Annotated in this window: 24 protein-coding genes; 18 read left to right on the top strand and 6 right to left on the bottom strand. The window is 69.7% G+C overall.

Annotated elements, in window-relative coordinates; translation table 11 throughout:
• The gene (locus GBB76_RS03195) at positions 1-819 is read right to left on the bottom strand and encodes an FkbM family methyltransferase (protein ID WP_162375465.1); all 819 of its coding nucleotides are present in this window, start codon (positions 817-819) and stop codon (positions 1-3) included.
• Between the two features lie 103 nt (positions 820-922).
• Complete coding sequence (locus tag GBB76_RS03190) at positions 923-1,624, bottom strand: metal-dependent hydrolase (RefSeq protein ID WP_152301946.1); 702 nt, start codon at positions 1,622-1,624, stop codon at positions 923-925.
• A 178-nt stretch (positions 1,625-1,802) separates the two neighbouring features.
• Between GBB76_RS03190 and ruvX the strand changes: the two genes are divergently transcribed.
• The 6 genes from ruvX to dprA all read left to right on the top strand — a co-directional run bounded on the left by ruvX (position 1,803) and on the right by dprA (position 7,335).
• Complete coding sequence (ruvX, locus tag GBB76_RS03185; protein WP_152301945.1) at positions 1,803-2,285, top strand: Holliday junction resolvase RuvX; 483 nt, start codon at positions 1,803-1,805, stop codon at positions 2,283-2,285.
• 1 nt (position 2,286) lies between these two features.
• Positions 2,287-3,219: an AEC family transporter gene (locus GBB76_RS03180; RefSeq protein WP_152301944.1), complete on the top strand. Its 933-nt coding sequence runs from the start codon at positions 2,287-2,289 to the stop codon at positions 3,217-3,219.
• 83 nt (positions 3,220-3,302) lie between these two features.
• Positions 3,303-4,256 (top strand): aspartate carbamoyltransferase catalytic subunit, encoded by a 954-nt coding sequence (locus GBB76_RS03175; protein ID WP_152301943.1) that lies wholly within the window; start codon positions 3,303-3,305, stop codon positions 4,254-4,256.
• Positions 4,249-5,550 (top strand): dihydroorotase, encoded by a 1,302-nt coding sequence (locus tag GBB76_RS03170; protein WP_152301942.1) that lies wholly within the window; start codon positions 4,249-4,251, stop codon positions 5,548-5,550. The genes GBB76_RS03175 and GBB76_RS03170 overlap by 8 nt, the downstream gene beginning before the upstream one ends.
• Positions 5,551-5,613: 63 nt before the next feature.
• The gene (gene plsY / locus GBB76_RS03165) at positions 5,614-6,219 is read left to right on the top strand and encodes a glycerol-3-phosphate 1-O-acyltransferase PlsY (RefSeq protein WP_152301941.1); all 606 of its coding nucleotides are present in this window, start codon (positions 5,614-5,616) and stop codon (positions 6,217-6,219) included.
• A gap of 3 nt (positions 6,220-6,222) precedes the next feature.
• Complete coding sequence (dprA, locus tag GBB76_RS03160; RefSeq protein ID WP_152301940.1) at positions 6,223-7,335, top strand: DNA-processing protein DprA; 1,113 nt, start codon at positions 6,223-6,225, stop codon at positions 7,333-7,335.
• 39 nt (positions 7,336-7,374) lie between these two features.
• Here the strand turns inward: dprA and GBB76_RS03155 are convergent, their stop codons facing one another.
• The gene (locus GBB76_RS03155) at positions 7,375-7,563 is read right to left on the bottom strand and encodes a hypothetical protein (protein WP_152301939.1); all 189 of its coding nucleotides are present in this window, start codon (positions 7,561-7,563) and stop codon (positions 7,375-7,377) included.
• Positions 7,564-7,863: 300 nt separating this feature from the next.
• Here GBB76_RS03155 and topA point away from each other — a divergent pair, with 300 nt between their 5' ends.
• Complete coding sequence (topA, locus tag GBB76_RS03150) at positions 7,864-10,530, top strand: type I DNA topoisomerase (protein ID WP_152301938.1); 2,667 nt, start codon at positions 7,864-7,866, stop codon at positions 10,528-10,530.
• Between the two features lie 77 nt (positions 10,531-10,607).
• Here topA and GBB76_RS03145 read toward each other — a convergent pair whose 3' ends face one another.
• The gene (locus GBB76_RS03145; RefSeq protein WP_152301937.1) at positions 10,608-12,086 is read right to left on the bottom strand and encodes an MDR family MFS transporter; all 1,479 of its coding nucleotides are present in this window, start codon (positions 12,084-12,086) and stop codon (positions 10,608-10,610) included.
• Between the two features lie 222 nt (positions 12,087-12,308).
• On the opposite strand from GBB76_RS03145, the gene rnr reads away from it, so the two are divergent.
• The 5 genes from rnr (at position 12,309) to rpmG (ending at position 17,406) form a co-directional block, all read left to right on the top strand.
• Entirely contained in the window at positions 12,309-14,585 is a 2,277-nt protein-coding gene (gene rnr / locus GBB76_RS03140; RefSeq protein ID WP_371717110.1) for a ribonuclease R, read from the top strand.
• Between the two features lie 20 nt (positions 14,586-14,605).
• The gene (locus GBB76_RS03135) at positions 14,606-15,061 is read left to right on the top strand and encodes a DUF983 domain-containing protein (RefSeq protein WP_152301935.1); all 456 of its coding nucleotides are present in this window, start codon (positions 14,606-14,608) and stop codon (positions 15,059-15,061) included.
• Between the two features lie 14 nt (positions 15,062-15,075).
• Positions 15,076-15,816, top strand: coding sequence for an NUDIX hydrolase (locus GBB76_RS03130; protein ID WP_152301934.1), 741 nt, complete (start codon positions 15,076-15,078; stop codon positions 15,814-15,816).
• A gap of 134 nt (positions 15,817-15,950) precedes the next feature.
• Positions 15,951-17,108, top strand: coding sequence for an MFS transporter (locus GBB76_RS03125; RefSeq protein WP_152301933.1), 1,158 nt, complete (start codon positions 15,951-15,953; stop codon positions 17,106-17,108).
• A gap of 130 nt (positions 17,109-17,238) precedes the next feature.
• Positions 17,239-17,406, top strand: a complete 168-nt coding sequence (rpmG, locus tag GBB76_RS03120; protein WP_013166321.1) for a 50S ribosomal protein L33 — start codon at positions 17,239-17,241, stop codon at positions 17,404-17,406.
• 313 nt (positions 17,407-17,719) lie between these two features.
• Here the strand turns inward: rpmG and GBB76_RS03115 are convergent, their stop codons facing one another.
• Positions 17,720-18,091: a response regulator gene (locus GBB76_RS03115; protein WP_152301932.1), complete on the bottom strand. Its 372-nt coding sequence runs from the start codon at positions 18,089-18,091 to the stop codon at positions 17,720-17,722.
• Positions 18,092-18,198: 107 nt separating this feature from the next.
• On the opposite strand from GBB76_RS03115, the gene GBB76_RS03110 reads away from it, so the two are divergent.
• Together GBB76_RS03110 and GBB76_RS03105 are read left to right on the top strand one after the other, a co-directional pair.
• On the top strand, positions 18,199-18,507 hold the full coding sequence (locus GBB76_RS03110) for a DUF3572 domain-containing protein (RefSeq protein ID WP_152301931.1): 309 nt from the start codon (positions 18,199-18,201) through the stop codon (positions 18,505-18,507).
• A 24-nt stretch (positions 18,508-18,531) separates the two neighbouring features.
• Entirely contained in the window at positions 18,532-19,911 is a 1,380-nt protein-coding gene (locus GBB76_RS03105; RefSeq protein WP_152301930.1) for a DNA polymerase IV, read from the top strand.
• Here the strand turns inward: GBB76_RS03105 and GBB76_RS03100 are convergent.
• Complete coding sequence (locus GBB76_RS03100; protein ID WP_152301929.1) at positions 19,868-20,686, bottom strand: cell envelope integrity EipB family protein; 819 nt, start codon at positions 20,684-20,686, stop codon at positions 19,868-19,870. The genes GBB76_RS03105 and GBB76_RS03100 overlap by 44 nt on opposite strands.
• Positions 20,687-20,832: 146 nt before the next feature.
• Here GBB76_RS03100 and GBB76_RS03095 point away from each other — a divergent pair, with 146 nt between their 5' ends.
• The 4 genes from GBB76_RS03095 to GBB76_RS03080 all read left to right on the top strand — a co-directional run bounded on the left by GBB76_RS03095 (position 20,833) and on the right by GBB76_RS03080 (position 23,978).
• Entirely contained in the window at positions 20,833-21,294 is a 462-nt protein-coding gene (locus tag GBB76_RS03095) for a RidA family protein (protein ID WP_152301928.1), read from the top strand.
• A gap of 8 nt (positions 21,295-21,302) precedes the next feature.
• On the top strand, positions 21,303-22,061 hold the full coding sequence (locus tag GBB76_RS03090) for a glycerophosphodiester phosphodiesterase family protein (protein WP_152301927.1): 759 nt from the start codon (positions 21,303-21,305) through the stop codon (positions 22,059-22,061).
• A 107-nt stretch (positions 22,062-22,168) separates the two neighbouring features.
• The gene (locus GBB76_RS03085) at positions 22,169-23,464 is read left to right on the top strand and encodes a GNAT family N-acetyltransferase (RefSeq protein WP_246669019.1); all 1,296 of its coding nucleotides are present in this window, start codon (positions 22,169-22,171) and stop codon (positions 23,462-23,464) included.
• 91 nt (positions 23,465-23,555) lie between these two features.
• The gene (locus GBB76_RS03080; protein ID WP_152301925.1) at positions 23,556-23,978 is read left to right on the top strand and encodes an HIT family protein; all 423 of its coding nucleotides are present in this window, start codon (positions 23,556-23,558) and stop codon (positions 23,976-23,978) included.
• The last annotated feature ends 5 nt before the right edge of the window (positions 23,979-23,983 follow it).

Below are 23,983 nucleotides of genomic sequence, written 5' to 3'. Positions count from 1 at the left end.
TCAGGCGCGCGTCGCGACCAGATAGCCGCGCTCGCCGGTCACCGCGTCCGGATCCGCCAGCGGGAAGAACGGCCCTTCGTCCACCGCCGTATGGAGCGTGAAGCCGGCCGCCGCGAAAACCCGCGCGATTCCGCGATTGGAGCCGCCGAACTGTCCGCAGGTCTCGTCGCCATGCAACTCGATGAACCAGGCATTCACGCTTGAGAGGGCGCGCTCCGCGCCCTTCATGGCCAGAACCTCGGCTCCCTCGACATCGAGAAAGACGAGGCTCGGCGTGCCGAAGCGCCCGATCATGTCGTCGACGGTGAGGCACTCCACCTTGGGGTAGAGGAAATTCAGCATCGACGGCTCGGCGACGATCTGGCCGTTCGAGCGTCCCGTCACCCGCACGAAGCCCGGCCGGTCGGAAATCGCGGCGTGCAGGCAGACCATGTTGTCTTCGCCGTTGAGGCGGAAATTCTCGGTGCAGGCGGCGGCATTGGTGCCGTTCAGCTCGACGCAGACCACCCGGCCCTGCGGCGCCAGCTTGCGCTTGAGCAGGATCGCCACGACGCCCTGATGCGCGCCGATGTCGAAGATCAGCCCGTCGCGCGGGAGGCCGAGCGTCGCCAGCAGGTCGATCTCGGTCCGGCTGCCCTCCGGCCAGTCGGCGCCGTACCACCCCCTCGACATGCCATCCGCGACGACCACGGAGAGCGATTCACCGAGATAGGTGTGCCGCAGCGTCTCGCCGGAATGTCCGCGCCGTTCCGCGCGGCAACGCGCGATCAGATCGCGGACCGGGGCGGGCACCAGTTTCTTCACGCTGCTAAGGGCCACCGGGACTCCGTCCGCTCGGGGGGCAAGGGGCGCAACCATAGGGCAGACGGAGAATTGGCGGCAAGGCGCAGCTTCCGCGCCCAGCGCCCGGGGCGTGGGGCGTTCAGCGCCCGAGCACGAACGCGACGCCGCTTTCCGGCACCTTCACCGTCGCCTCGTCCCCGACCAGCGCGACGAAACGCTCGGCATTCGCCTCCAGCAGGCCGAAGGAGGCGTAGTGGGCCGGAATGATGGTCAGCCCGCCGAGATAGCGCGACACCGCCAGCGCCGCCGTCTCCGGCCCCATGGTGAAGCGGTCGCCGATCGGCACGATCACCACGTCCGGCTGGTGGATCTCGGCGATCAGCGCCATGTCGGAGAAGATGTCGGTATCGCCCATGTGCCAGATGGTCGGCTCGCCCGGCGCCTTCACGATCAGCCCGTTGGCGTTGCCGAGATAGACCGTCGCCCCGTCGCGGACCATGCCCGAGGAATGGTCGGCCCGCACCATGCTCACCGAGAAGCCGTCGAGATGGATCGTGCCGCCGGTGTTCATCATCTCCAGCGATTCGACGCCCTGGGTGCCGAGCCAGCCCGCAAGGTCCGCATTGGCAACCACCGTCGCCGCGTTGGCAGCGGCGATGTCGACGGTGTCGCCGACATGGTCGAAATGGCCATGGGTGAGCAGAATGTGGCGCACGCCGGCGCTCGCCGAGGCCACGTCGCCCTTGAAGCCCGGGTTCCCGGTCAGGAAGGGGTCGATCAGCACCGCCCTGCCCGCGAAGTCGAACCGGAATGCGGAATGGCCAAACCAGGTGATCTTCATCGCCATGACTCCGTCGGGCGTGGGATTTCAGCCGGCAAGATAGTGCTGCGCCATCCCAACTCAAGCACGACCGTCGCCCGTTCGCACGGCCGGCCGGCACCTGCGGTGACAGCAGCGTGCGCGTCCGCAACGAACGGCCATGGCGCCGGCCCGTGCGCCGTGCTAGGCGCTGGCCATCATGGCCGCCGCGATCCTCTCCATTGCCGACGCCGCCCCGCTCCTGCCGCCGCGCGGGGGACTGATCGGGCTCGACCTCGGCACCAAGACCATCGGCGTCGCCAGCTCCGATCCCGACCGCCGGCTCGCCGCACCCGTCGAGACGATCTCCCGCAAGCAGTTCACCCCGGACGCGCAACGCATTCTGGCGCTGGCCGAGGCGCGCGGTGCGGCCGGATTCGTGCTCGGCCTGCCGGTGAACATGGATGGCAGCGAGGGGCCGCGCGCGCAGGCCTCCCGCGCCTTCGCCCGCAACCTCGCCCGCCTCACCGATCTTCCGATCGTGCTGTGGGACGAACGCCTGTCCACCGCCGCAGTGGAACGCGACATGATCGCCACCGACATGAGCCGCGCCCGGCGCGCGGAAGTGGTGGACCAGCAGGCGGCCGCCTTCATCCTTCAGGGCGCGCTCGACCGCCTGCGCTTCCTCGCGGAGCGCGATTGACATGTCGGCGGTGCTCGGCGCCCTCGTGCCGGTGTTCCTCGTCATCGCGCTGGGCGCCGCACTCAAGCGCGGCCTGCTCCCCGAAGCCTCGCACTGGATCGCGCTGGAGCGACTGACCTATTTCGTGCTGTTTCCGGCGCTGCTGATCGTCAGCATCTCGCGCGCCGAGCTTGGCGAGGTCGCCGTGGTGGAGGTCTCCGCCACGCTGCTCGGCTCGGTTGCCATCGTCGGCGCGCTGCTCACCCTCGCGCGCCGGCCGATCTGCCGGGCGCTCGGCCTGCCGGGACCGAGCTACACCTCGCTGTTCCAGGGCGCGCTGCGCTGGAACACCTACATCGCCCTCGCCGTCTCGGGCGCGCTGTCCGGCCAGCGCGGGCTTGCCGTCGCGGCGGTCGGCCTCGCCGTCATGATCCCGGTGCTCAACGCGCTGAGCGTCGTCGTGCTGGCACGGCACGGCGAGAATGGCGGCGCCAGCAACCGCCTGATGCTGCTCCAGCTTTTGCGAAACCCGTTCATCTGGTCCTGCGCCATCGGCGCGGCGATCAATGTCGCCGACGTGCCGATCCCGCCGGTCGTCCTCACCTTCGGCGACATTCTCGGGCGCGCCTCGCTGGCGCTCGGCCTGCTGGTCGTCGGCGCCGGGCTGCGGCTCGGCGATCTGCGCCGCCCACGCGCGGCGACTTGGTTCGCCAGCGCCCTCAAGCTCGCTTTGCTGCCGGCACTGGCCAGTGGGCTCGGGCACGCCCTGGGCCTGCGCGAAGTCGACCTTCTCATCGTCGCCGTCGCGGCCTCCGTGCCTTCGGCGCCGAACGGCTATGTGCTGGCGCGGCAGATGGGTGGCGACGCGCCGCTGCTGGCCGAGATTCTGACCGTGCAGACGCTGCTCGCAGCCGTCACCATGCCGGTCGTGATCGCCCTCGTGGCGCATCTTTAGCCGCCCATGCCCGCCGAAAGTCTGGACAGCGCGCTTAAACGCTTGCGGAGGGGGGCGGCTGCGTCTATCCAGCCGACTTCGATATGACATCGAACCCGACCGCCAGTTTCACCCTCCAGCGCCGGCACCTGCTCGGCATCGAGGGTCTGTCGCCCGACGAGATCGTCGGCCTTCTCGACCTCGCCGAAGAGTTCGTCCTTCTCAACCGGCAGGTGGAGAAGAAACGGGCAACGTTGCGCGGCCGCACCCAGATCAACCTGTTCTTCGAAGCGTCGACCCGCACCCAGTCCTCCTTCGAACTGGCCGGCAAGCGCCTCGGCGCCGACGTCATGAACATGTCGGTCAGCACCTCCTCGGTGAAGAAGGGCGAGACGCTCATCGACACCGCGGCGACGCTCAACGCCATGCACCCGGACGTGCTGATCGTGCGTCACAGCGCCTCGGGCGCCGTCGAGCTGCTCGCCCGCAAGGTCGACTGCTCGGTGGTCAATGCCGGCGACGGCGCCCATGAGCACCCGACTCAGGCACTGCTCGATGCCCTCACCATCCGCCGCAACAAGGGCCGGATCGAGGGGCTGACGGTCGCCATCTGCGGCGACATCACCCATTCGCGGGTCGCCCGCTCGAACATCCTGTTGCTGCAGGCGCTCGGCGCGCAGGTGCGCGTCGTCGCCCCGCCGACGCTGCTGCCGAAGGGCATCGACCGCTTCGGCGTCGCGGTTCACCACGACATGCGCAGCGGCCTAGCGGGAGTCGACATCGTGATGATGCTGCGCCTCCAGCGCGAGCGCATGAACGGCTCCTATGTCCCCTCGGTGAAGGAATATTTCCACTTCTGGGGGCTCGACGAGGCCAAGCTGCGCTACGCCAAGCCCGACGCGCTGGTGATGCATCCCGGCCCGATGAACCGTGGCGTCGAGATCGACTCGGCCGTGGCCGACGGCGCCCAGTCCCTCATCCGCGAGCAGGTCGAGATGGGCGTCGCCGTCCGCATGGCCGTGCTGGACGCGCTTTCGCGGAACCTGCCCAATGCCTGACCGCCGCCACCCCACCCTGCTCGCCAAGGCGCGCATCCTCGATCCCTCGCGCGACCTCGACACGCGCGGCGACATCCTGATCGCCGATGGCGTCATCAAGGACATCGCGACCGACCTCACCGGCGCCGGCCTCCCGGCCGACACCGAGATCGTCGATTGCCGCCATCTGGTGGCGGTGCCCGGCCTCGTCGACATGCGCGCGTTCATCGGCGAGCCCGGCGCCGAGCACCGCGAGACGCTGGCTTCCGCCAGCCAGGCGGCGGCGGCCGGCGGCGTGACGACCATCGTCTGCCAGCCCGACACCGACCCGGTCATCGACGACCCCGCCATCGTCGACTTCGTGCTGCGCCGCGCCCGCGACACCGCCATCGTCAACGTCCATCCCATGGCGGCGCTGACCAAGGGCCTCGAAGGCCGCGAGATGACGCAGATCGGGCTGCTGATGGAGGCCGGCGCCGTCGCCTTCACCGACGGCACCCGCTCGGTCGCGTCCGCCCAAGTGCTGCGCCGGGCGCTGACCTATGGGCGCGACTTCGGCGCGCTGATCGTCCACCACACGCAGGATGCCAGCCTTGCCGGCGAGGGCGTGATGAACGAGGGCGAGCTCGCCTCCCGCCTCGGCCTCGCCGGGGTGCCGAAGGCGGCGGAGACGATCGTGCTGGAGCGCGATGTGCGACTCGCCTCGATCACCGGCGGGCGCTACCACGCGGCGTCGCTGACCTGCGTGGAATCGCTCGAGGTGCTGCGCCGGGCCAAGGATGCCGGCCTCGACGTCACGGCCTCGGCCTCGATCAACCACCTCACGCTCAACGAGCGCGACGTGGTGGGCTATCGCACCTTCTTCAAGCTCACCCCGCCGCTGCGCGGCGAGGACGACCGCGCCGCGCTGGTGGCGGCGGTGGCGGAGGGGCTGATCGACGTCGTCGTCTCCGACCACGACCCGCAGGACGTCGACGTGAAGCGCCTGCCCTTCTCGGAAGCGGCCTTCGGCGCCATCGGGCTGGAGACGATGCTGGCGGCCGGCTTGCGTCTGGTGAAGGACGGCGCGCTCGACCTCGCCACGCTCATCCGCGCCACCTCGACCCGGCCGGCCGAACTGCTCGGCCTTCCCGGCGGCACGCTGCGTCCCGGCAGCCGCGCCGACATCGCGCTGATCGCGCTCGACGAGGCCTGGCTGCTCGACGCCTCCACGCTCAAGTCGCGCTCGCGCAACACGCCGTTCGACGAGGCCCGTTTCGAGGGCCGCGTGGTGCGCACGCTGGTCGGCGGCCGCACGGTATATGAATACGTGTAAGAAGTGCGCCGGCGGCGCCCGCCGCCGGCTGTGCTTTCCCTGCAAAGCCGGTAACATTCCCGCATGAGCTGGTCCCTGCCCCCGCTGTCGAGCTATGTCGCGCTGATCCTCGGCTACGCGCTGGGCTCGATCCCGTTCGGCCTACTGCTGACGCGCTGGGCCGGCACGCAGGACATACGCTCCATCGGCTCCGGCAATATCGGCGCCACCAACGTTCTGCGCACCGGCCGCAAGGGACTTGCCGCCGCGACCCTGCTCGGCGACGCCCTCAAGGGCACGGTGGCGGTGCTGCTCGCCGGCTGGCTGATCGGCGCCAATGGCGCGCTGCCGGCCGCGCTGGGCGCCTTCCTCGGCCATCTCTTCCCGGTCTGGCTCGGCTTCCGGGGCGGCAAGGGCGTCGCCACCTTCCTCGGCGTGACGCTGGCGCTGGCCTGGCAGGCCGCGCTGGTCTTCGCCGCCGCCTGGCTGACCGTCGCCTTCGTCTCCCGCTATTCCTCGCTGGCCGCGCTGGTGGCGAGCGCGCTCACCGCCGTCGCGGCATTCGCCCTCGCCGCGCCGCAGACCGGGCTGCTGCTCGCCATCCTGGCGACGCTGCTGTGGATCATGCACCGCGCCAACATACGGCGCCTTCTCGCCGGCACCGAAGGCCGGATCGGCAAGAAGGGATAAGGCTTGAGCGGGAGCGGCGTTCATCTCGACCCGGGGCAACGCCGCGACTGGCTCCGCCTGATCCGCACGGAGAATGTCGGCCCCCGCGCCTTCCGCAGCCTGATCAACCGCTTCGGTGGCGCTGCCGCTGCTCTCGACGCGCTGCCGGCGCTGGCCCGGCGCGGCGGCGGCCTGATCCCCCCGCGTATTCCCACCATCGCCGAGGCCGAGGTGGAGATCGCCGCGCTGGCCCGGATCGGCGGGCGGCTGGTGGCGCTCGGGGAGCCGGAATACCCCGCACTGCTCCGCCATGTCGACGATGCCCCGCCCCTGCTCGCGGTGCGCGGTCGGCTGGAAACGCTGGCCCGGCCGACCGTGGCCATTGTCGGCTCGCGCAACGCCTCCGGCGCCGGGCGTACCATGACGGTACGCATCGCGCGCGGGCTCGGCGCGGCGGGCTGGGTGGTCGCCTCCGGCCTCGCCCGGGGCATCGACGCCGCTGCGCATGAGGCCAGCCTCGGGACCGGGACGATCGCGGTGATCGCCGGCGGCCACGACCGGCCCTACCCCCGCGAGAACGAAGCGCTCATGGAGGCCATTGCCGCCGAGGGCGCCATTCTCTCGGAGATGCCAATGGGCTGGGAGCCGCGCGCGCGGGATTTTCCGCGCCGGAACCGGCTGGTTTCCGGCGTGTCGCTCGGTGTCGTGGTGGTGGAAGCAGCGGAACGCTCCGGCTCCCTGATCACCGCGCGCCTCGCCGGCGAGCAGGGACGCGAGGTGCTCGCGGTTCCCGGCTCACCGCTCGATCCGCGCGCGGGCGGCACCAACGCCCTGATTCAGCAGGGCGCGGCCCTCGTGACCAGCGCCGCGGACGTGCTGGAGGTTCTCGGCGCGCTGCGCGACCGTCCGCCGCCGCTCGCCGTCGAGGAGGAAAGCGAGGCGATGGCCGCCCCGGAGCCGGGCGAGGATGTGCGGGCCCGCGTGCTCTCGCTGCTGGGGCCGACCCCGCTGCCGGTCGACTCCCTCGTCGCCATGTCCGCCGCGACGGTCAGCGAGGTCCAGATCCTGCTGCTGGAACTGGAACTGGCGGGACGGCTGGAGCGGCACGCCAACGGCGCCGTCTCGCTCACCTACTGACGGCAGGCGCCGGCCATCCTGCCGCCGGAAAACCCGCCCTCACCTGTCCTCCGGGCGTTGCAGACGCTCCACCGCGATCATGCGCGCCTCGTCGCGGGCCATTTCGAGCAGGTAACGGAGAAGGTCGAGCCTCTGCGCGGCGGCCATGGTCGCCAGCTCCTGGGCCAGCGTGGCGATGTACTCGGCCGCTTCGCGCGCCAAGCTGGAATCCCGATTGGTGTCGGTCACGGAGCTGTCAGCCGGTTGCGGGAACGCGTCAAACGGAAAGCTAGCACAGGAATCGTGCCGCGCGCGACCTCTGCGTGTGATCAATAGTAGCTCGCTACCAAGACTTGCATATCGGAAAGACCCGCCGCCAGCGGGATCGTTCCGCTACCACAGGCCCGAAGGGGCCTGCCGGCGCCAGAAGCAGCCCCGACGTAGCCCCTGACGCAGGCAGCGTTGCGGATGCCATTTGACAGGTGGGGACGGCTACCCCATTTTCCGGCGCTTCTTGGGCTGGACTTAGCAAACGGACGCGGCGGGCATATGCAGGTCGTCATCGTCGAATCGCCTGCCAAGGCGAAGACGATCAACAAATATCTCGGGCCGGGCTACGAGGTCATCGCCTCGTACGGACACGTGCGCGATCTTCCCGCCAAGGACGGCTCGGTCGATCCCGAGCAGGACTTCCGCATGCTGTGGGATGTCGATCCCAAGGCGCAGAAGCGTCTGGCCGACATCGCCCGCGCCGTGAAGGGCGCCGACGGACTGATCCTCGCCACCGATCCGGATCGCGAGGGCGAGGCCATCTCCTGGCACGTGCTGGAGATATTGAAGGAAAAGCGCGCGCTCAAGGATCAGCCGGTCTCGCGCGTCGTGTTCAACGCCATCACCAAGCAGTCGGTGCTGGATGCGATGAAGCATCCTCGCATCATCGACGCCGCGCTGGTGGACGCCTATCTCGCCCGCCGCGCGCTGGACTACCTCGTCGGCTTCACGCTTTCTCCCGTCCTGTGGCGCAAGCTGCCGGGCGCACGCTCTGCCGGCCGGGTGCAGTCGGTGGCGCTGCGCCTCGTCTGCGACCGCGAGCGCGAGATCGAAACCTTCGTGCGGCGCGAATACTGGTCGATCGCCGCCCAGCTGGCGACGCCGCGCCAGGACGTTTTCGAGGCCCGCCTCGTCGGCGCCGACGGCCGCAAGATCACCCGGCTCGACGTCGGCACCGAGGCCGAGGCCACGGATTTCCGCACGGCGCTGGAAAAGGCCGACTACACGGTACGTTCGGTCGAGGCGAAGCCGGCCCGCCGGCATCCCTACCCGCCCTTCACCACCTCGACGCTGCAGCAGGAAGCCAGCCGCAAGCTCGGCTTGGCCCCCGCCATCACCATGCGGATCGCGCAGCGGCTCTATGAGGGCGTCGACGTCGGCGGCGAGACCGTCGGCCTCATCACCTATATGCGTACCGACGGCGTCGACATGGCGCCGGAAGCGGTGACTCAGGCGCGCTCCGTCATCGGCAGCGACTATGGCGACCGCTACGTCCCGGCGGCGCCGCGCAAGTACACCGCCAAGGCGAAGAACGCGCAGGAAGCCCATGAGGCGATCCGCCCGACCGACCTGTCGCGCCGCCCGAAGGACGTGACTCGCCATCTCGAACCCGAGCAGGCGAAACTCTACGAGCTGATCTGGCTGCGCACCGTCGCCAGCCAGATGGAATCGGCCGAGCTGGAGCGCACCACGGTCGACATCGACGCGGCGGTGCAGGGCCGCGCGCTGGAGCTTCGCGCCACCGGCACGGTGGTGAAGTTCGACGGCTTCCTCACGCTGTACCGCGAGGGCAGCGACGACGGCGACGAGGACGAGGAGAGCCGCCGCCTGCCCGCGATGACCTCCGGCGAGGGCCTCGCCAACAAGGGCATCAAGGCCGACCAGCATTTCACCGAGCCGCCGCCGCGCTACTCGGAAGCCTCGCTCGTCAAGCGCATGGAAGAGCTCGGCATCGGCCGGCCGTCCACCTATGCCTCCGTGCTCGCCGTGCTGCGCGACCGCGAATATGTGCGTCTCGACAAGCGTCGCCTGGTGCCGGAAGACAAGGGCCGCCTTGTCACCGCGTTCCTGGAGAGCTTCTTCGACCGCTATGTCGAGTACGACTTCACGGCCGACCTCGAGGAGAAGCTCGACCGCATCTCCAATGGCGAGTTGCAGTGGAAGGACGTGCTGCGCGACTTCTGGCGCGATTTCACTGCCGCCGTCGGCGAGACCAAGGAACTGCGCGTCTCCGACGTCATCTCGGCGCTCGACGGGATGCTGACCGCGCATATCTTCCCGCCGCGCGAAGACGGCTCGGACCCGCGCATCTGCCCGACCTGCGGCACCGGCCGGCTGTCGCTGAAGGTCGGCAAGTTCGGCGCCTTCATCGGCTGCTCGAACTATCCCGAGTGCAAGTACACCCGCCCGCTGGCGGCGCAGAGCGGCGATTCCGACAATCCGGCCGAGGCCAACGGCACCCGCGTGCTCGGCACCGATCCCCAGAGCGGGCTCGAAGTCACGGTGCGCGACGGCCGCTTCGGCACCTATCTTCAGCTCGGTGAGGGCAAGGACGGCGAGAAGCCCAAGCGCTCCAGCCTGCCCAAGGGCCTCGCCCCGGCGGATGTCGACCTCGATACGGCGCTGGCCCTGCTCTCGCTGCCGCGCGAGATCGGCCGCCACCCGGACGGCGGCGAGCCCATCCTCGCCGGCATCGGCCGCTTCGGGCCCTATGTCCAGCATGGGAAGATCTACGCCAATATCGAGCCGGGCGACGACATCCTGGCCATCGGCCTCAACCGGGCTGTGGCGCTGATCGCCGACAAGCAGAACAAGGGGCCCGGCCGTCGTGGCGGCGCCACCGCCGGGCGCGAGCTTGGCGAGTTCCCGGAGGTCGGCGGCATGATGACCGTGCGCGCCGGCCGCTTCGGCCCCTATGTGAGCCACGGCAAGATCAACGCGACGCTGCCCAAGGGCACGGACCCGGAAACGCTGACGCTGGAGCAGGCGGCGGAGCTGATCCGCGCCAAGGCCGGCGGCACCCCTCCGGCGCCGGGCGCGCGCAAGACGGCGGCCAAACCCGCCGCCGCCAAGAAGGCCCCGGCGGCCCGCAAGCCGGCCGCCAAGAAGGCGACGGCGTCGAAGGCCACCGCCACCAAGACCAAGGCGGCCGCCAAGAAGGGCTGAGCCATCCGGACGGACTGAGCCCCGAGACGCGAAAGGCCCGCCGGTCACAGGCGGGCCTTCTGTTTTCGGGGGTGCCGCTATTCCGGCAGCGGGGCGGGCGCGTGGGCGGAGCGCAGGGGGCGCTCCTCCATGGCGATGATGGCGATCAGGGACACCGCCAGAGAGACCGCCCCGGCGACGAACACCCAGCGGAAGGCATCGGCCAGCGGAGCGACCTGGGCGTGCCCGGACAGCAGCCGCTCCAGCAGCGCGCTTCCCTCCATGCCCGACAGGCCGATGACGATGGCGCCGAAGCCGGCGGTGAGCACCGCGCCGCCGAGCGAGCGGAACAGGTTCACCACGCCGGTCGCCGTGCCCATCTGCGGCAGCGGCACCGCGTTCTGGACGGCGACGGTGGAGACCGGCAGCACCGTGCCCAGCCCGATTCCGGTCACGCCCATCGCGGCGGCGACAGCGGCGATGTGGAGCCCCAGCGGCCAGACGGCGAGAATGGCCAGCGACAGGATGCTGGCGATCAGGCCGACGACCGGCAGCCGCTTGTAGTGCGTCACGCTGCCCATCACCCGGCCGGCCCCGGTGGCACCGACCACCACGCCCGCCATCAGCGGGATGAGGGCGACGCCCGACTGCGAGGCGGTCAGACCCATCACGCCTTCCAGATAGAGCGGCATCTGGATGGACAGGCCGATCAGCGTCCCCATGGCGAAGGCGGCGGCCGGCACGCCCGCCCGCACCACCGGGTTGGCGAGCACCGCCGTCGGCACCAGCGGCTCGCTCGCGGTGGCGACGCGCAGCGCAAAGGCGATCCACAGCACGGTGGAGAGCGCGAGCAGGCCGAGGATCGGCGCCGAGAGCCAGTGGAAATGCGTGCCGCCCCAGCTCAGCGCCAGCAGCAGCGCCACCGTCGCGGCGCACATCAGCGCCGCGCCGAGAATGTCGAGCCGGTGCGGATGGTGATGCGCCGGCAGCCGGCGCAGCGCGCGGTCGCTCATCGCGGCGGCGACGAGGCCGAGCGGCAGGTTGATCCAGAAGATCAGCGACCAGTGCAGGTGCTCGGCGAAGAAGCCGCCGAGGATCGGGCCCGCAATGCTGGAGGTGATGAAGACGATGGCGAAATAGCCCTGATAGCGCCCGCGCTCGCGCGGCGCGATCAGTATGCCGATGATGGTCTGCGCCAACGCGATCAGCCCGCCGCCGCCCAGCCCCTGCACCGCGCGCCCGGCGATCAGCCACATCATGCCCGGCGCCAGCGCGCAGGCGAGCGAGCCGACGAGGAACAGGCCGATGGAGCCGAGCAGCACCGGCCGGGGGCCGTGGATATCCGCCAGCTTGCCGACCAGCGGCGTTACCGCCGTGCCGGTGAGCAGATAGGCGGTGACGACCCAGGACAGGCTTTCAAGGTCGCCGAACTGCGAGCCGATGGTCGGCAGCGCGGTGGCGATGATGGTCTGGTCGAGCGCGCTCAGGAACATCGCGACCATGACGCCGGTGACGATGACGCGAATCTCGGCATGGGAAAGCGGGGCGGGAACCGCCTCCGGCGAACGGGCATCCATCGGAAATATCCAGAGTCGGCGGGCCTTCCCGCCGCAAGAGCGGCGCAAATTCGGCGCATCGGTCCGCGATTGCAAGAGAGTCCGGCCGCCTCCCGCTTCGTTAACCGCCTGTCCGGTCGACGCCGCGCCCCGATCCCGGTAGCGTCGGGGTGTCCGCCCCATCAACGGTGAATCGTGCGCAAACCAACAAAACCGAAGTCCCCGCGTCCCGCCCGTCCGGCGCTGCCCAGAGGTCTGCCCAGTCGCGAGGATTTGATGGCGTTCATCGCCTCGCATGGCGGCGACGTGGGCAAGCGCGAGATTTCGCGGGCCTTCGGGCTCGACGGCGGCGACCGCATCGCGCTCAAGTCCATGCTGCGCGAACTCGCCGATGAGGGACTCGTCGGCAGCAAGCGCCGCAAGCTGCACCTGCCGGGCGCCCTGCCCGCCGCCGTCATGGCCGAGGTGATCGAGCGCGACGAGGACGGCGAGCTGATCGCCACCCCCATCGACTGGGATGAGGAGGAGCACGGCGAGGCGCCGCGCATCCTCGTGCGTCTGGCCCGGCGCGGCCGGGTGGCCGGCCCCGCCCCCGGCATCGGCGACCGCGTGCTGCTGAAGACCGAGGAACTTCCGGAGGCGGACGGGCTGATCCGCCACCATGGCCGCGTGCTCAAGCTGATGGAGAAGGCGCGCACCCTGACGCTGGGCATCTTCCGCCGGGATGCGCAGGGTGGCGGCCGGCTGGTGCCCATCGACAAGCGCAATATGGGCCGCGAACTCGCCATCCCCTCCGATTTCGCCGGCGATGCGCAGGAGGGCGATCTCGTCTCGGTGGAGGTGGTGCGCCACCACGCCTACGGCCTGCCCACCGCGCGGGTGAAGGAGCGGCTGGGTTCCGTCGCTACCGAGAAGGCGATCAGCCTCATCGCCATCCACGCGCATGGCATTCCCAGCGTGTTCCGCCGCGAGGCGGTCGCCGAGGCCGAGGCGGCGCGGGCCGCCACCATGGCCCATCGCGAGGACTGGCGCGACCTGCCGCTCGTCACCATCGACCCGCCCGACGCCAAGGACCATGACGACGCGGTGCATGCGACGCCGGACCTCGACCCGGACAATGAGGGCGGTTTCATCCTCACCGTCGCCATTGCCGATGTCGCCGCCTATGTGCGCCCCGGCACCGCGCTCGACCGCGAGGCGCTGGCGCGCGGCAATTCGGTCTATTTCCCCGACCGGGTGGTGCCGATGCTGCCCGAGCGCATCTCCAACGATCTGTGCTCGCTGCGTCCGCTGGAAGACCGCCCGGCCATCGCCGTGCGCATGGTGGTCGGCGCGAATGGCCGCAAGAAGCGTCACAGTTTCCACCGCATCATGATGCGCTCGGCCGCCAAGCTCGCCTATGCGCAGGCGCAGGCGGCCATTAACGGCCGCCCCGACGAGACCACCGATCCGCTGATCGAGGGCGTGCTGCGCCCGCTCTGGGCCGCCTATGGCGTCGTGAAGAAGGCGCGCGACATCCGCGCCCCGCTGGAACTCGACCTGCCCGAGCGCAAGATCCTGCTGAAGCCCGACGGCACCGTCGACAAGGTGATCGTCCCCGAGCGCCTCGACGCCCACAAGCTGATCGAGGAATTCATGATCCTCGCCAACGTCGCCGCTGCCGAGACGCTGGAGGAGAAGCGCACGCCCCTCGTCTACCGCGTGCACGACCAGCCCTCGCTGGAGAAGATGTCGGGCCTGCGCGAGTTCCTGCAGACGCTCGACATCAAGCTGCCGAAGACCGAAACGGTGCGCCCGGCGCAGTTCAACGACATCCTCGCCCGCGTCGAGGGCTCGGAGATGGCGCCGCTGGTCAATCAGGTGATCCTGCGCAGCCAGGCGCAGGCGGAGTACGCGCAGGAGAATTACGGCCATTTCGGCCTGCACCTGCGCCGCTACGCGCATTTCACCTCGCCGATCCGCCGCTATGCCGACCTCATCGTGCATCGCGGGCTGGTGCGCGCGCTCGACCTCGGCCGCGACGGACTGCCCGAAAGCACCACCCCCGAGCAGCTCGCCGAGATCGCCGCCCGCATCTCCGCCAGCGAGCGGCGCGCCATGGCGGCCGAGCGCGAGACCATCGACCGGCTGATCGCCCACCACATGGCCGAGCAGATCGGCGCCACCTTCAGGGGCCGCATCTCCGGCGTCACCAAATCGGGGCTGTTCGTCGCGCTCGACGACACCGGCGCCGACGGTTTTATCCCCGCCGTCACGCTCGGCATGGACTATTATCGCTACGACGAGGCCCGCCACGCGCTGATCGGCGACCAGAGCGGCGAGATGCACCGGCTGGGCGACCGCGTCGAAGTGAAGCTTGTCGAGGCGGCGCCCGTGGCTGGCGCGCTGCGGTTCGAGCTAATATCTGAAGGTCAGTACATCGCGGGCGACAAGCGCCGCCCGCGCGGCCCGGGGCGCAACCGCTTCCGCCGCCCCGACGAGCGCCCGCGCGGTCCGGCCCGCGGCGGCAAACGCAAATAGGCGCCGGGAGGCGCGACACGATGAAGAGCTTGCCCGCGCGGGCCGTCGGCCCCGCCTTCGTCAACGGTTTCCGCATGCGCTGCCCGGCCTGCGGCCAGGGCGCGCTCTATGCGTCCTATCTGAAGGTGAACGAGCACTGCCCCGCCTGCGGCGAGGAAATGTGGCACCACCGCGCCGACGACGCCCCGCCCTACATGGTCATCACCATTGTCGGCCACATCATCGTGCCGCTGCTGCTGGCGGTGGAGATGGCGCTGCACCCGGCGCTGTGGCTCCATCTGATCGTCTGGCTGCCGCTGACGCTCATCCTCTCGCTGGCGCTGCTGCCGCCGGTGAAGGGCGCGCTCATCGGCTACCAGTGGGCGCTGCGCATGCATGGCTTCGACCCCGCCGATCCGGAACGCGAAGACCTGCCGCCCAGCCGCCGCGACGAGGCGGCGCTGGCGCCCGCGCCCGCCGCCCTCAAATCCTCCTGACGCCCCCTTCCTCGATGTCCCTTACCGACGTCTCCGAACGCTTCGCCCTCGAGACGCGCGACGCGGTGCATCCGGTCATCCGGCCGGTCGACGCCGCCGCGCTGATCCTCGTCGACCGCTCGCGCCGCACCCCGCGCCTGCTGCTGGGACGGCGCAATCCCGCGCTGCGCTTCATGCCGGGCATGTTCGTCTTTCCGGGCGGGCGGGTCGATGCCGGCGACCGCAGCGTGCCCGTCTACGGCATGCTCGACGCGGAGAGCGAGCGCCGCCTGCTCGCCCGCGTCACCCGGCCCAGCGCCGCCCGCGCGCGGGCGCTGGCGCTCGCCGCCATACGCGAGACCTTCGAGGAAACCGGGCTGCTGATCGGCACGCGCGAGGCCGGCACGCCCGAGCGCCTGCCCGTGGCATGGAGCGCCTTCGCCGAGGCGGGCCTGTTCCCCAATCTCGAGGCGCTGACCTTCGTCGCCCGCGCCGTCACGCCGCCGCGCCTGTCCCGCCGCTTCGACACCCGCTTCTTCATGGCGGACGTCTCCAACGTCGCCCACACGGTGGAGGGCATCGTCGGGCCGGACGCCGAGTTCGTCGAGGCTGGCTGGTTCACGCTCGACGAGGCGCGGAAGGCGCCTGTGCCGCACATAACGGCGGCGATGATCGAGGAGATCGACGCCCGGCTGAAGGGCGGCAACCGGCCGTGGCAGCCGGTGCCGTTCTACTTCACGCGGCGCGGCCGCGTGTTCCGCGAGGCGCTGGCCTGAGCGCGACCTGACGATGCGGGCGCATCGAGAAGGGTCCGTCATGTTGCCATTGCCAAAAGTCATTCGACTTTCGCCACCCATCGGCTAGAGGCATCGGCCCGGGACTTTCCGTCCCGGCAGTCCGGGTGACCGTCATGCATGCCCCCGCCGCCCGCAGCGGCACGAACATCGCGTCCATCGCCGCGGCCATCGGCGCCATATCCGCGGTCGGGTTCGGCCTCGCGCTGTCCATCCCCCTGCTCGCCTTCGAACTGCACGATCGCGGCATCTCCAGCACCTGGATCGGCATCAACACCGCGATGGGCGGCATCGCCACCATCGCGGTCGCCCCCTTCCTGCCGAATCTCGTGCGGCGGCTCGGCGCGGGGCCGCTGCTGTTCGCCGCCATCCTCAGCGCGGCGGCGAGCCTGCTGGCGTTCAAGGTCACGGAATCGTTCGCGCTCTGGTTCCCGCTGCGCTTCATCTTCGGCGCGGCGCTGTGCGTGCTGTTCGTGGTCAGCGAGTTCTGGATCAACGCGGCGGCCCCCAACGACCGGCGCGGCCTCGTCATCGGCATCTACGGAACCGTGCTGTCCATGGGCTTCGCCGGCGGGCCGGCGGTGCTGAGCCTCGTCGGCACGCATGGCTGGGCGCCCTATCTGGTGGGCGCCGCCCTGTTCGCCCTCGCGGCCGTCCCGGTGATGATCGGGGCCGCAGGGGCACCGGCCATCGAGAAGGAAAGCTCGGGCGGCGTCTGGGCGCTGATGCTGGTTGCGCCGGCGGCCACGCTCGCCGCCTTCATCTTCGGCGCGGTGGAAACCGGCATGATCAACTTCCTGCCGCTCTACGGCCTGCGGCGCGGGCTCGACGAGGGACAGGCCGCGCTGCTGCTTACCATTGCCGAGCTGGGCAATGTCGGGTTGCAGCTTCCGCTCGGGCTGCTGAGCGACCGCGTCGACCGGCGCCGGCTGCTGCTCGTCTGCGGCAGCATCGGCGTGGTCGGCTCGTTCCTGATTCCACATCTGGCCATCGACGGCTGGGCGATGTGGATGACGGTGTTTCTCACCACGGGAATCGTTGCCGGCCTGTACACGGTCGGCCTCGCTTTGCTCGGCGCCCGCTTCAACGGCGCCGCTCTCGCCACCGCCAACGCCGCCTTCGTCATGCTCTATTCCATCGGCCTCACCGTCGGGCCGACGGCGGTAGGCGGCGGCATGCAGATCCTGGAACCGCACGGCTTCGCCTGGTCGATCGGCGCGTTCCTGCTGGTCTATGTACTGGTGGTCGCCGGGCAGATTTGGCGCGATCGCTGAGCGGCGTTCCTTGACATTCGCGCGCCGATCACGGATACGGACGCCAACGAGCGGCAGAGATGCCGCGCGATCATGATTTCTTCGGCGTGGCGGGCCACGTTCGAATGCCACGCTCCCAGGAGACCCGGTCATGGCCAAGGCAACGACCATCAAGATCAAGCTCGTGTCGAGCGCCGACACCGGCTTCTTTTACGTGACGAAGAAGAACTCGCGCACCATGACCGACAAGCTGGTCGTCAAGAAGTACGATCCGGTCGCGAAGAAGCACGTCGAGTTCCGCGAAGGCAAGATCAAGTGATCTGAGCCGACGCCGGCCGGCACGCCCGGCCCGGAAGACGCGAAAGGCGCCGCAAGGCGCCTTTTTTCGTTTCCGGCCGGTTCGTGTTTGCGGACAAGGATTTCGGGATCTTGCGGAGGAATGGAATCGGCGGACGATAAGCGGAGAGGCCTTCCGCAGCCATCGCCCGCCGACCAACCCCACGGGCCCAGGAGATGCGGCGGACCCGAGCATTCCGTAGGGCAAGCGGTTACCCGCCCGAAAAGCTATCGCAACCCTTCCGGAAAGCAAACGGATTGTGGGGGCGATGGTGGCGATTCGCCGGGCGGACGGGTCAGCCGACCGGGACGAACTGCCGGACCGTTTCGAGGAACTTGCCGACCGAGATGGGCTTGGACAGATAGGCCTCGCAGCCGCCCTCGCGGATGCGTTCCTCGTCGCCCTTCATGGCGAAGGCCGTCACCGCGATGACCGGGATCGACTTCAGCTCCGGGTCCGCCTTCAGCGCCCGGGTGACGTCGAGGCCCGACACTTCGGGAAGCTGGATGTCCATCAGGATCAGATCAGGCCGGTGGCGGCGCGCGAGCCCCAGCACATCGATGCCGTTGCGGGTGCCGACCGTGCTGTAGCCATGCGCTTCGAGCAGATCGTTGAAGAGCTTCATGTTAAGCTCGTTATCCTCAACGATCAGAATGGTCTTGGGCATCGGTCGCTGGATCCTCGGATCGACGGCAGCGGGACTGTGGGCGGATTCGCTCACGCATCCGCCGCCGATAGGTTAGCTTTACGCGTGCATTCCTTACGGAACCGGAAATGAGAAGCCGCCCTACCCGCTCCCGCTCCCTGTCCACCATCGAGGCCGCCCGCGAGGTTGGCCTCGGCGCGCTCGGCTTTCTCGCCGGCGACCCCGAAAGGATCGGCCCCTTCCTCGCGGAGAGCGGCCTGTCGCCGGCGGATCTGCGCGGCGTGGCAGGCTCGACGGCGTTTCATGTGGCGTTGCTCGACTACCTGATCAACCGCCAGGACCTGCTGGTCTCCTATGCCGGCGAAGCCGGGATCGACCCCGGCCATGTCGTGGCGGCGCGCGAGATCCTCGCCCACGCCGGGATTGGCGAGGACTGAGGCGAGCCTCTTCGGAGAGCGGCCATGCCACGGCTTCCGGCCTTCTGCCGCGACTGCCTGAATGATGCGGGCGAGGCGCCGCGCTGCCTGCATTGCGGCAGCCCGCGCGTGCTGCGTCACATCGAGCTGAACGCGCTCCACGTCGCCCATATCGACTGCGACGCCTTCTACGCGGCGGTGGAGAAGCGCGACGACCCGTCCCTGCGCGATGTGCCGGTCATCATCGGCGGCGGTAAGCGCGGCGTGGTCTCGACCGCCTGCTACCTCGCCCGCGTGAAGGGCGTGCGCTCGGCCATGCCGATGTTCAAGGCACTGGCGCTGTGTCCCGAAGCGGTGGTGGTGAAGCCCAACATGGCGAAATACGTCGCCGTCGGCCGCCAGATCCGGGAACGTTTCCTCAGCCTGACGCCCCTGGTCGAGCCGCTCTCCATCGACGAGGCATTCCTGGATCTTGCCGGCACGGAGCGCCTGCACGGCGTGAGCCCCGCCCGCGCGCTCGCCCGGCTGGCGCGGTCCATCGAGGCCGAGATCGGCGTGACCATCTCGGTGGGGCTGGCGCCGAACAAGTTTCTCGCCAAGATCGCCTCGGAACTCGACAAGCCGCGCGGCTTCGCCGTCATCGGCGGTGCGGAAGCCGTCGCCTTTCTCGCCCCGCGCAGCGTCGGCACCATCTGGGGTGTCGGCAAGGCGACCCAGGAGCGCCTCGCCCGCGAGGGCTTCCGGCTGATCGCCGACCTTCAGGCAGCGGACGAGGTGACGCTCATGCGGCGCTTCGGCAATGAGGGGCTGCGCCTCGCCCGCCTCGCGCGCGGCATCGACGACCGGCCGGTCAATCCCGAGCGCGAAACCAAGAGCGTCTCGACGGAGACCACCTTCGACACCGACATCGCCGATTTCCGCGCGCTGGAGCAGGAGCTTTACCGGCTGACGCGCAAGCTCTCCGACCGCCTCAAGGCGGCGGGGTTCGCCGGCCGCACGGTGACGCTCAAGCTGAAGACCTCCGATTTCCGCCTCATCACCCGCGCGCGCTCGCTGGAGGACCCGACCCGCCTCGCCCACCGCATTTTCGACCATGCCCGCGAATTGCTGGCGCGGGAGGCGGACGGGCGGCACTTCCGGCTGATCGGCGTCGGGGTCTCGGAGCTGAGCGATCCGGCCCTCGCCGACCCCGCCGACCTGATCGACACGCAGGCGACCAAGCGCGGGCTGGCCGAACTCGCCACCGACACGCTGCGCGCGCGCTTCGGCAAGGAGATCATCGACCGGGGGATCGCGCTCGACGCCCCGCGACGGCGCGGCGCCGAGCAGCCGCACCGCAACCAGCCGGACGAGACCTCGGCTCCCGACGATACGGGCGCGCCTACTTCGCGCACTCTTCCTTCGGCAGCGCCTCGTAGGAAGTGAGCTTCCCACGCAGGGCGAACTCGCCATAGTCCAGCTTCAGGTTCCGGCTCACGCCGTTGTCGAACATGTCGAAGCTGATGATGTAGTCCGGCGTCTGGCTGGTGGCGCCGCGCTCGTAATAGCTGATCGTCACCGGATAGCGGGTGCGGCCGGCCAGGTCGGCGGTGGTGGCCGCGTCTTCCAGCCCCTTCGCGTCGCTCACACCGCGCCCGATCACCGAGAGCGTGTCATAGACCTTCTTGGCGTCCGGCGAGCCGTCGAAGACCTTGGCGTCGAGCACCGAGTCGCCCTTTTCGGCGGCGGCGATCAGGCGCAGCACGTGCTGGGTCGGCAGCATGATGTTGGAGCCGAGCTGGCGCTCGTCCTGCTCCGGCTTGGTCGCCTTGACCACCAGCCGGCCGTCCCGGCGCTCGGCCACGCCGTCGGCCTCGTCGGGCGTCTCGCCATTCAGCGTGTTGGTGACGCGGAAACGATAGGCATTGCCCTCGCCATCCTCCCAGGTCGCGGTCGAGACCGCGCTGTTGACCCGTCCGCCCTCGGTCAGAAGATCCGTGTTCTGGCGTAGCTGCACCGAGTAACCCGCGCAGGGGTTGCCGCGCATTTCGTAGACGATCCGCCCCTCGGCGCCCGCGACCCGGTTGGCCGGCTTGGTGCCGTCCAGGGAAATCTCGTAGGTCGCCCGGTGCGGCGTCAATTGGATGGCGGCGGCCGGCAGGGCCGAGCCGGAGAGCAGGACAAGGGCGGCGACGGCACTTGAGGATCGGACGAAAGGCATAGTCACTCGGCTCCCGGGAGGCCCCACACGCGGCTTGCGAACAGCGAACCGATCCGCCAAACATCACCCTTCGAAAGTGGCGATAGCGGGACGGGCGCCGTCCGACGCACGCCGGCACACAATCAGCACGATAGCAGGAGAACCCCATGTCTGGAACGGTTGACGCCAAGCTCGCGGCCCTCGGCATCGTCATACCCGCCGCCACCGCGCCGGCGGCGAACTATGTGCCGACAGTCACCAGCGGCAATCTGTTGTGGATCTCCGGCCAGATCTCGGTGGCCGACGGCAAGTTCATGGCCGGCAAGCTCAACAGCGAGGCCGATATCGAGGCCGGCCGCGCCGCCGCGCGCCAGTGCGGCATCAACCTGATCGCCCAGATGAAGGCGGCGCTCGGCGATCTCGACCGGGTGAAGCGGGTGGTGAAGCTGGTTGGCTTCGTCAATTCCGCCCCTGACTTCACCGACCAGCCCAAGGTCGTCAACGGCGCCTCGGACCTGTTCGTCGAGGTGTTCGGCGATGCCGGCCGGCACGCGCGCTCGGCGGTCGGCGTGGCGGCGCTGCCGTTCAATGTCAGCGTCGAGGTCGAGGCGGTCGTCGAGTTCGCCTGAGACCGTCCATGGTGCTCCAGCCCAACGCTCCCGCCTGGCTGACGGCGTGCCCGGTCGCCCACCGCGCGCTGCACGATGCCGCGCGCGGCGTGATCGAGAACACGCCGTCCGCCGTGGATGCGGCGCTGGCGCGCGGCTACGCCATCGAGGTCGACATCCAGCTTTCCGCCGATGGCGAGGCGCTGGTGTTCCATGACGACACGCTGGAGCGGCTGACCACCGCCACCGGGCCGGCGGCGGCGCTGACCGCCGCCGCGCTCAAGGCGCTCGACCTGCGCGACACCGGCGACCGCATGATGACGCTGGGCGAGCTTCTCGCCCGCGTCGGCGGGCGGGTGCCGCTGGTCATCGAGCTGAAAAGCCGCTTCGACGGCGACACCGCCGTCGCCGCCCGCGCCGCCGAGATATTGGCCGGCTATGACGGGCCGGCGGCGCTGATGTCGTTCGATCCCGATCTCGTCGCGGCGGTGCGCCGCCTCGCCCCGCACATCCCGCGCGGCATCACCATGGAACACCGCTACGACGATCCCGAATGGGATTTCCTTTCCCCCGCGACCAAGTTCGCCTGGGGCAACCTGCTGCATTTCCCGCGCACGCGGCCGGATTTCGTGGCCCATTACGTCCGGGAGCTGCCGTCGACGGCAGTCTCGCTGGCCCGCCACGCCGTCGCGCTGCCGCTGCTGACCTGGACGGTGCGTACGCCCGAGGACCGCGCGGTTGCCGCGCGGCATGCCGACCAGATGATCTTCGAGGGCTTCCTGCCCTGAGCCGGGCCGGCGCCTCTGCCGTCGCGATCGCGTGAGCACCCTTCCGCTCGGCATCGGGGACGCGCACATTGGGCCCATCGTTCCCGCCGTCCCGCCGAGCCTCATCCATGCCTGACGAGAATTTCCGCCTCCGCGTCGAGAGCGAAATCCGCGCGCTGTCGCCCGATGCCTGGGATGGCTGCGCCAACCCCGGCGCCTCGCACCCTACATCAGAAACTCCCCCTAAGCCTTTGATAGATGAAGTTCGCGCCGTGCGTGAACAACATCGCGCGGTGCCTGAGGCGGGTTGCGCGGCGGTTCAGCAGCGCCCTGCCAATCCCTTCGTCAGCCACGCCTTTCTCTCCGCGCTGGAAGAGTCCGGCGCGGTGTCGGCGCAGACCGGATGGCTGCCGCAGCACCTCGTTCTGGAAGACCCCGAAGGCCGCATCGTCGGCGTCTGCCCCGCCTATCTCAAGTCGCATTCGCAGGGCGAATACGTGTTCGACCATGGCTGGGCGGAAGCCTTCGAGCGTGCCGGCGGGCGCTATTACCCCAAGCTCCAGGTGGCGGTGCCGTTCACCCCCGCAACCGGCCCTCGCCTGCTGGCCGCGCCCGGCGCCGACGCGGCGACGGTGCGCGCAGCGCTGGCCGGCGGCCTCGTGGCGCTGGCCGGGCTGCGCCAGGTCTCCTCGGTTCACGCCACCTTCCTGACCGACGCCGATGCGCAGGCGCTGGAAGCGGAAGGCTTCCTGCCGCGCACCGACCAGCAGTTCCACTGGCACAATCGCGGCTACGACGATTTCGAGGCGTTCCTCGGCGATCTCGCCTCGCGCAAGCGCAAGCAGATACGGCGCGAGCGGCGCGAGGCACTGGATAACGGAATCACCGTCCACGCGCTCACCGGCGCCGATCTGACGGAAGAGGTGTGGGACGCCTTCTTCGCCTTCTACATGGAGACCGGCTCGCGCAAATGGGGCCGCCCCTATCTCAACCGCGACTTCTACCGCCTGATCGGCGAGCGGATGGCGGACCGCATCCTTCTCGTCATGGCCAAGCGTGGCGGACGCTGGATCGCCGGCGCCATCAACTTCATCGGCGCGGATACGCTTTATGGCCGGCACTGGGGCGCGATCGAGCACCATCCGTTCCTGCATTTCGAGGTCTGCTACCATCAGGCCATCGACTTCGCCATCGCGCGCGGTCTCTCGACCGTGGAGGCCGGCGCGCAGGGCGAGCACAAGCTGGCGCGCGGCTACATGCCGGTCACGACGCACTCGGCGCACTACATCGCCGATCCGCAGTTCCGCGCCGCCGTCGCCCATTATCTCGAGCGCGAGCGCCGCTACATCGCCGAGACGGGCGAGGAACTGAGCGAACTCGGGCCGTTCCGCCATGCCGGCACCCGGGCCGACGACGAACCGTGAGCGGGAGCCTTGACCCGCATCGCGCGGCTTGCGATCAGGCTTGTCCGGCGGGCCGCCGCGTTCCACGCCCCGCCGACAGGGAGGATTCGCGATGACCTACGATCCCGGCAACATCTTCGCCAAGATTCTGCGCGGCGAGCTGCCCGCCTTCAAGGTCTATGAGGATGAGAAGGTGTTCGCCTTTCTCGACATCTTCCCGCGCGCGCCTGGCCACACGCTGGTGATCCCGAAGGCGCCCACCCGCAACCTGCTCGACGTCGCGCCGGAGGATTTGGCGGCGGTCGCCGCTGCCGCCCAGCGCATCGCACAGGCGCAGGTGAAGGCGTTCGGTGCCGAGGGCATCACCGTGACCCAGCACAACGAGCCCGCCGGCGGGCAGGAAGTGTTTCACCTGCATGTCCATGTAATCCCGCGCCAGAGCGGCGTCGAGCTGCGCGCGCCGCTCTCCTACAAGGAAACGCCGGAAGTTCTGGCCGAGCAGGCGGCCGCGCTTACGGCGGCGCTGGAGGGCTGAGCCGC

It is taken from the genome of Ancylobacter sp. TS-1, from assembly GCF_009223885.1.
In the GTDB taxonomy this organism is placed as follows: domain Bacteria; phylum Pseudomonadota; class Alphaproteobacteria; order Rhizobiales; family Xanthobacteraceae; genus Ancylobacter.
The sequence above is the reverse complement of the archived record's forward strand: the minus strand, read 5'-3'. Positions and strand labels throughout refer to the sequence as shown.

What these genes read in the sequence shown, in the direction of transcription:
- GBB76_RS03190 (WP_152301946.1), bottom strand. Translation starts at nt 1,624, where the DNA reads ATGAAGATCACCTGGTTTGGCCATTCCGCATTCCGGTTCGACTTCGCG.
- ruvX (WP_152301945.1), top strand. Translation starts at nt 1,803, where the DNA reads ATGGCCGCCGCGATCCTCTCCATTGCCGACGCCGCCCCGCTCCTGCCG.
- GBB76_RS03180 (WP_152301944.1), top strand. Translation starts at nt 2,287, where the DNA reads ATGTCGGCGGTGCTCGGCGCCCTCGTGCCGGTGTTCCTCGTCATCGCG.
- GBB76_RS03175 (WP_152301943.1), top strand. Translation starts at nt 3,303, where the DNA reads ATGACATCGAACCCGACCGCCAGTTTCACCCTCCAGCGCCGGCACCTG.
- GBB76_RS03170 (WP_152301942.1), top strand. Translation starts at nt 4,249, where the DNA reads ATGCCTGACCGCCGCCACCCCACCCTGCTCGCCAAGGCGCGCATCCTC.
- plsY (WP_152301941.1), top strand. Translation starts at nt 5,614, where the DNA reads ATGAGCTGGTCCCTGCCCCCGCTGTCGAGCTATGTCGCGCTGATCCTC.
- topA (WP_152301938.1), top strand. Translation starts at nt 7,864, where the DNA reads ATGCAGGTCGTCATCGTCGAATCGCCTGCCAAGGCGAAGACGATCAAC.
- GBB76_RS03145 (WP_152301937.1), bottom strand. Translation starts at nt 12,086, where the DNA reads ATGGATGCCCGTTCGCCGGAGGCGGTTCCCGCCCCGCTTTCCCATGCC.
- GBB76_RS03135 (WP_152301935.1), top strand. Translation starts at nt 14,606, where the DNA reads ATGAAGAGCTTGCCCGCGCGGGCCGTCGGCCCCGCCTTCGTCAACGGT.
- GBB76_RS03130 (WP_152301934.1), top strand. Translation starts at nt 15,076, where the DNA reads ATGTCCCTTACCGACGTCTCCGAACGCTTCGCCCTCGAGACGCGCGAC.
- GBB76_RS03125 (WP_152301933.1), top strand. Translation starts at nt 15,951, where the DNA reads ATGCATGCCCCCGCCGCCCGCAGCGGCACGAACATCGCGTCCATCGCC.
- rpmG (WP_013166321.1), top strand. Translation starts at nt 17,239, where the DNA reads ATGGCCAAGGCAACGACCATCAAGATCAAGCTCGTGTCGAGCGCCGAC.
- GBB76_RS03115 (WP_152301932.1), bottom strand. Translation starts at nt 18,091, where the DNA reads ATGCCCAAGACCATTCTGATCGTTGAGGATAACGAGCTTAACATGAAG.
- GBB76_RS03110 (WP_152301931.1), top strand. Translation starts at nt 18,199, where the DNA reads ATGAGAAGCCGCCCTACCCGCTCCCGCTCCCTGTCCACCATCGAGGCC.
- GBB76_RS03105 (WP_152301930.1), top strand. Translation starts at nt 18,532, where the DNA reads ATGCCACGGCTTCCGGCCTTCTGCCGCGACTGCCTGAATGATGCGGGC.
- GBB76_RS03100 (WP_152301929.1), bottom strand. Translation starts at nt 20,686, where the DNA reads ATGCCTTTCGTCCGATCCTCAAGTGCCGTCGCCGCCCTTGTCCTGCTC.
- GBB76_RS03095 (WP_152301928.1), top strand. Translation starts at nt 20,833, where the DNA reads ATGTCTGGAACGGTTGACGCCAAGCTCGCGGCCCTCGGCATCGTCATA.
- GBB76_RS03090 (WP_152301927.1), top strand. Translation starts at nt 21,303, where the DNA reads ATGGTGCTCCAGCCCAACGCTCCCGCCTGGCTGACGGCGTGCCCGGTC.
- GBB76_RS03085 (WP_246669019.1), top strand. Translation starts at nt 22,169, where the DNA reads ATGCCTGACGAGAATTTCCGCCTCCGCGTCGAGAGCGAAATCCGCGCG.
- GBB76_RS03080 (WP_152301925.1), top strand. Translation starts at nt 23,556, where the DNA reads ATGACCTACGATCCCGGCAACATCTTCGCCAAGATTCTGCGCGGCGAG.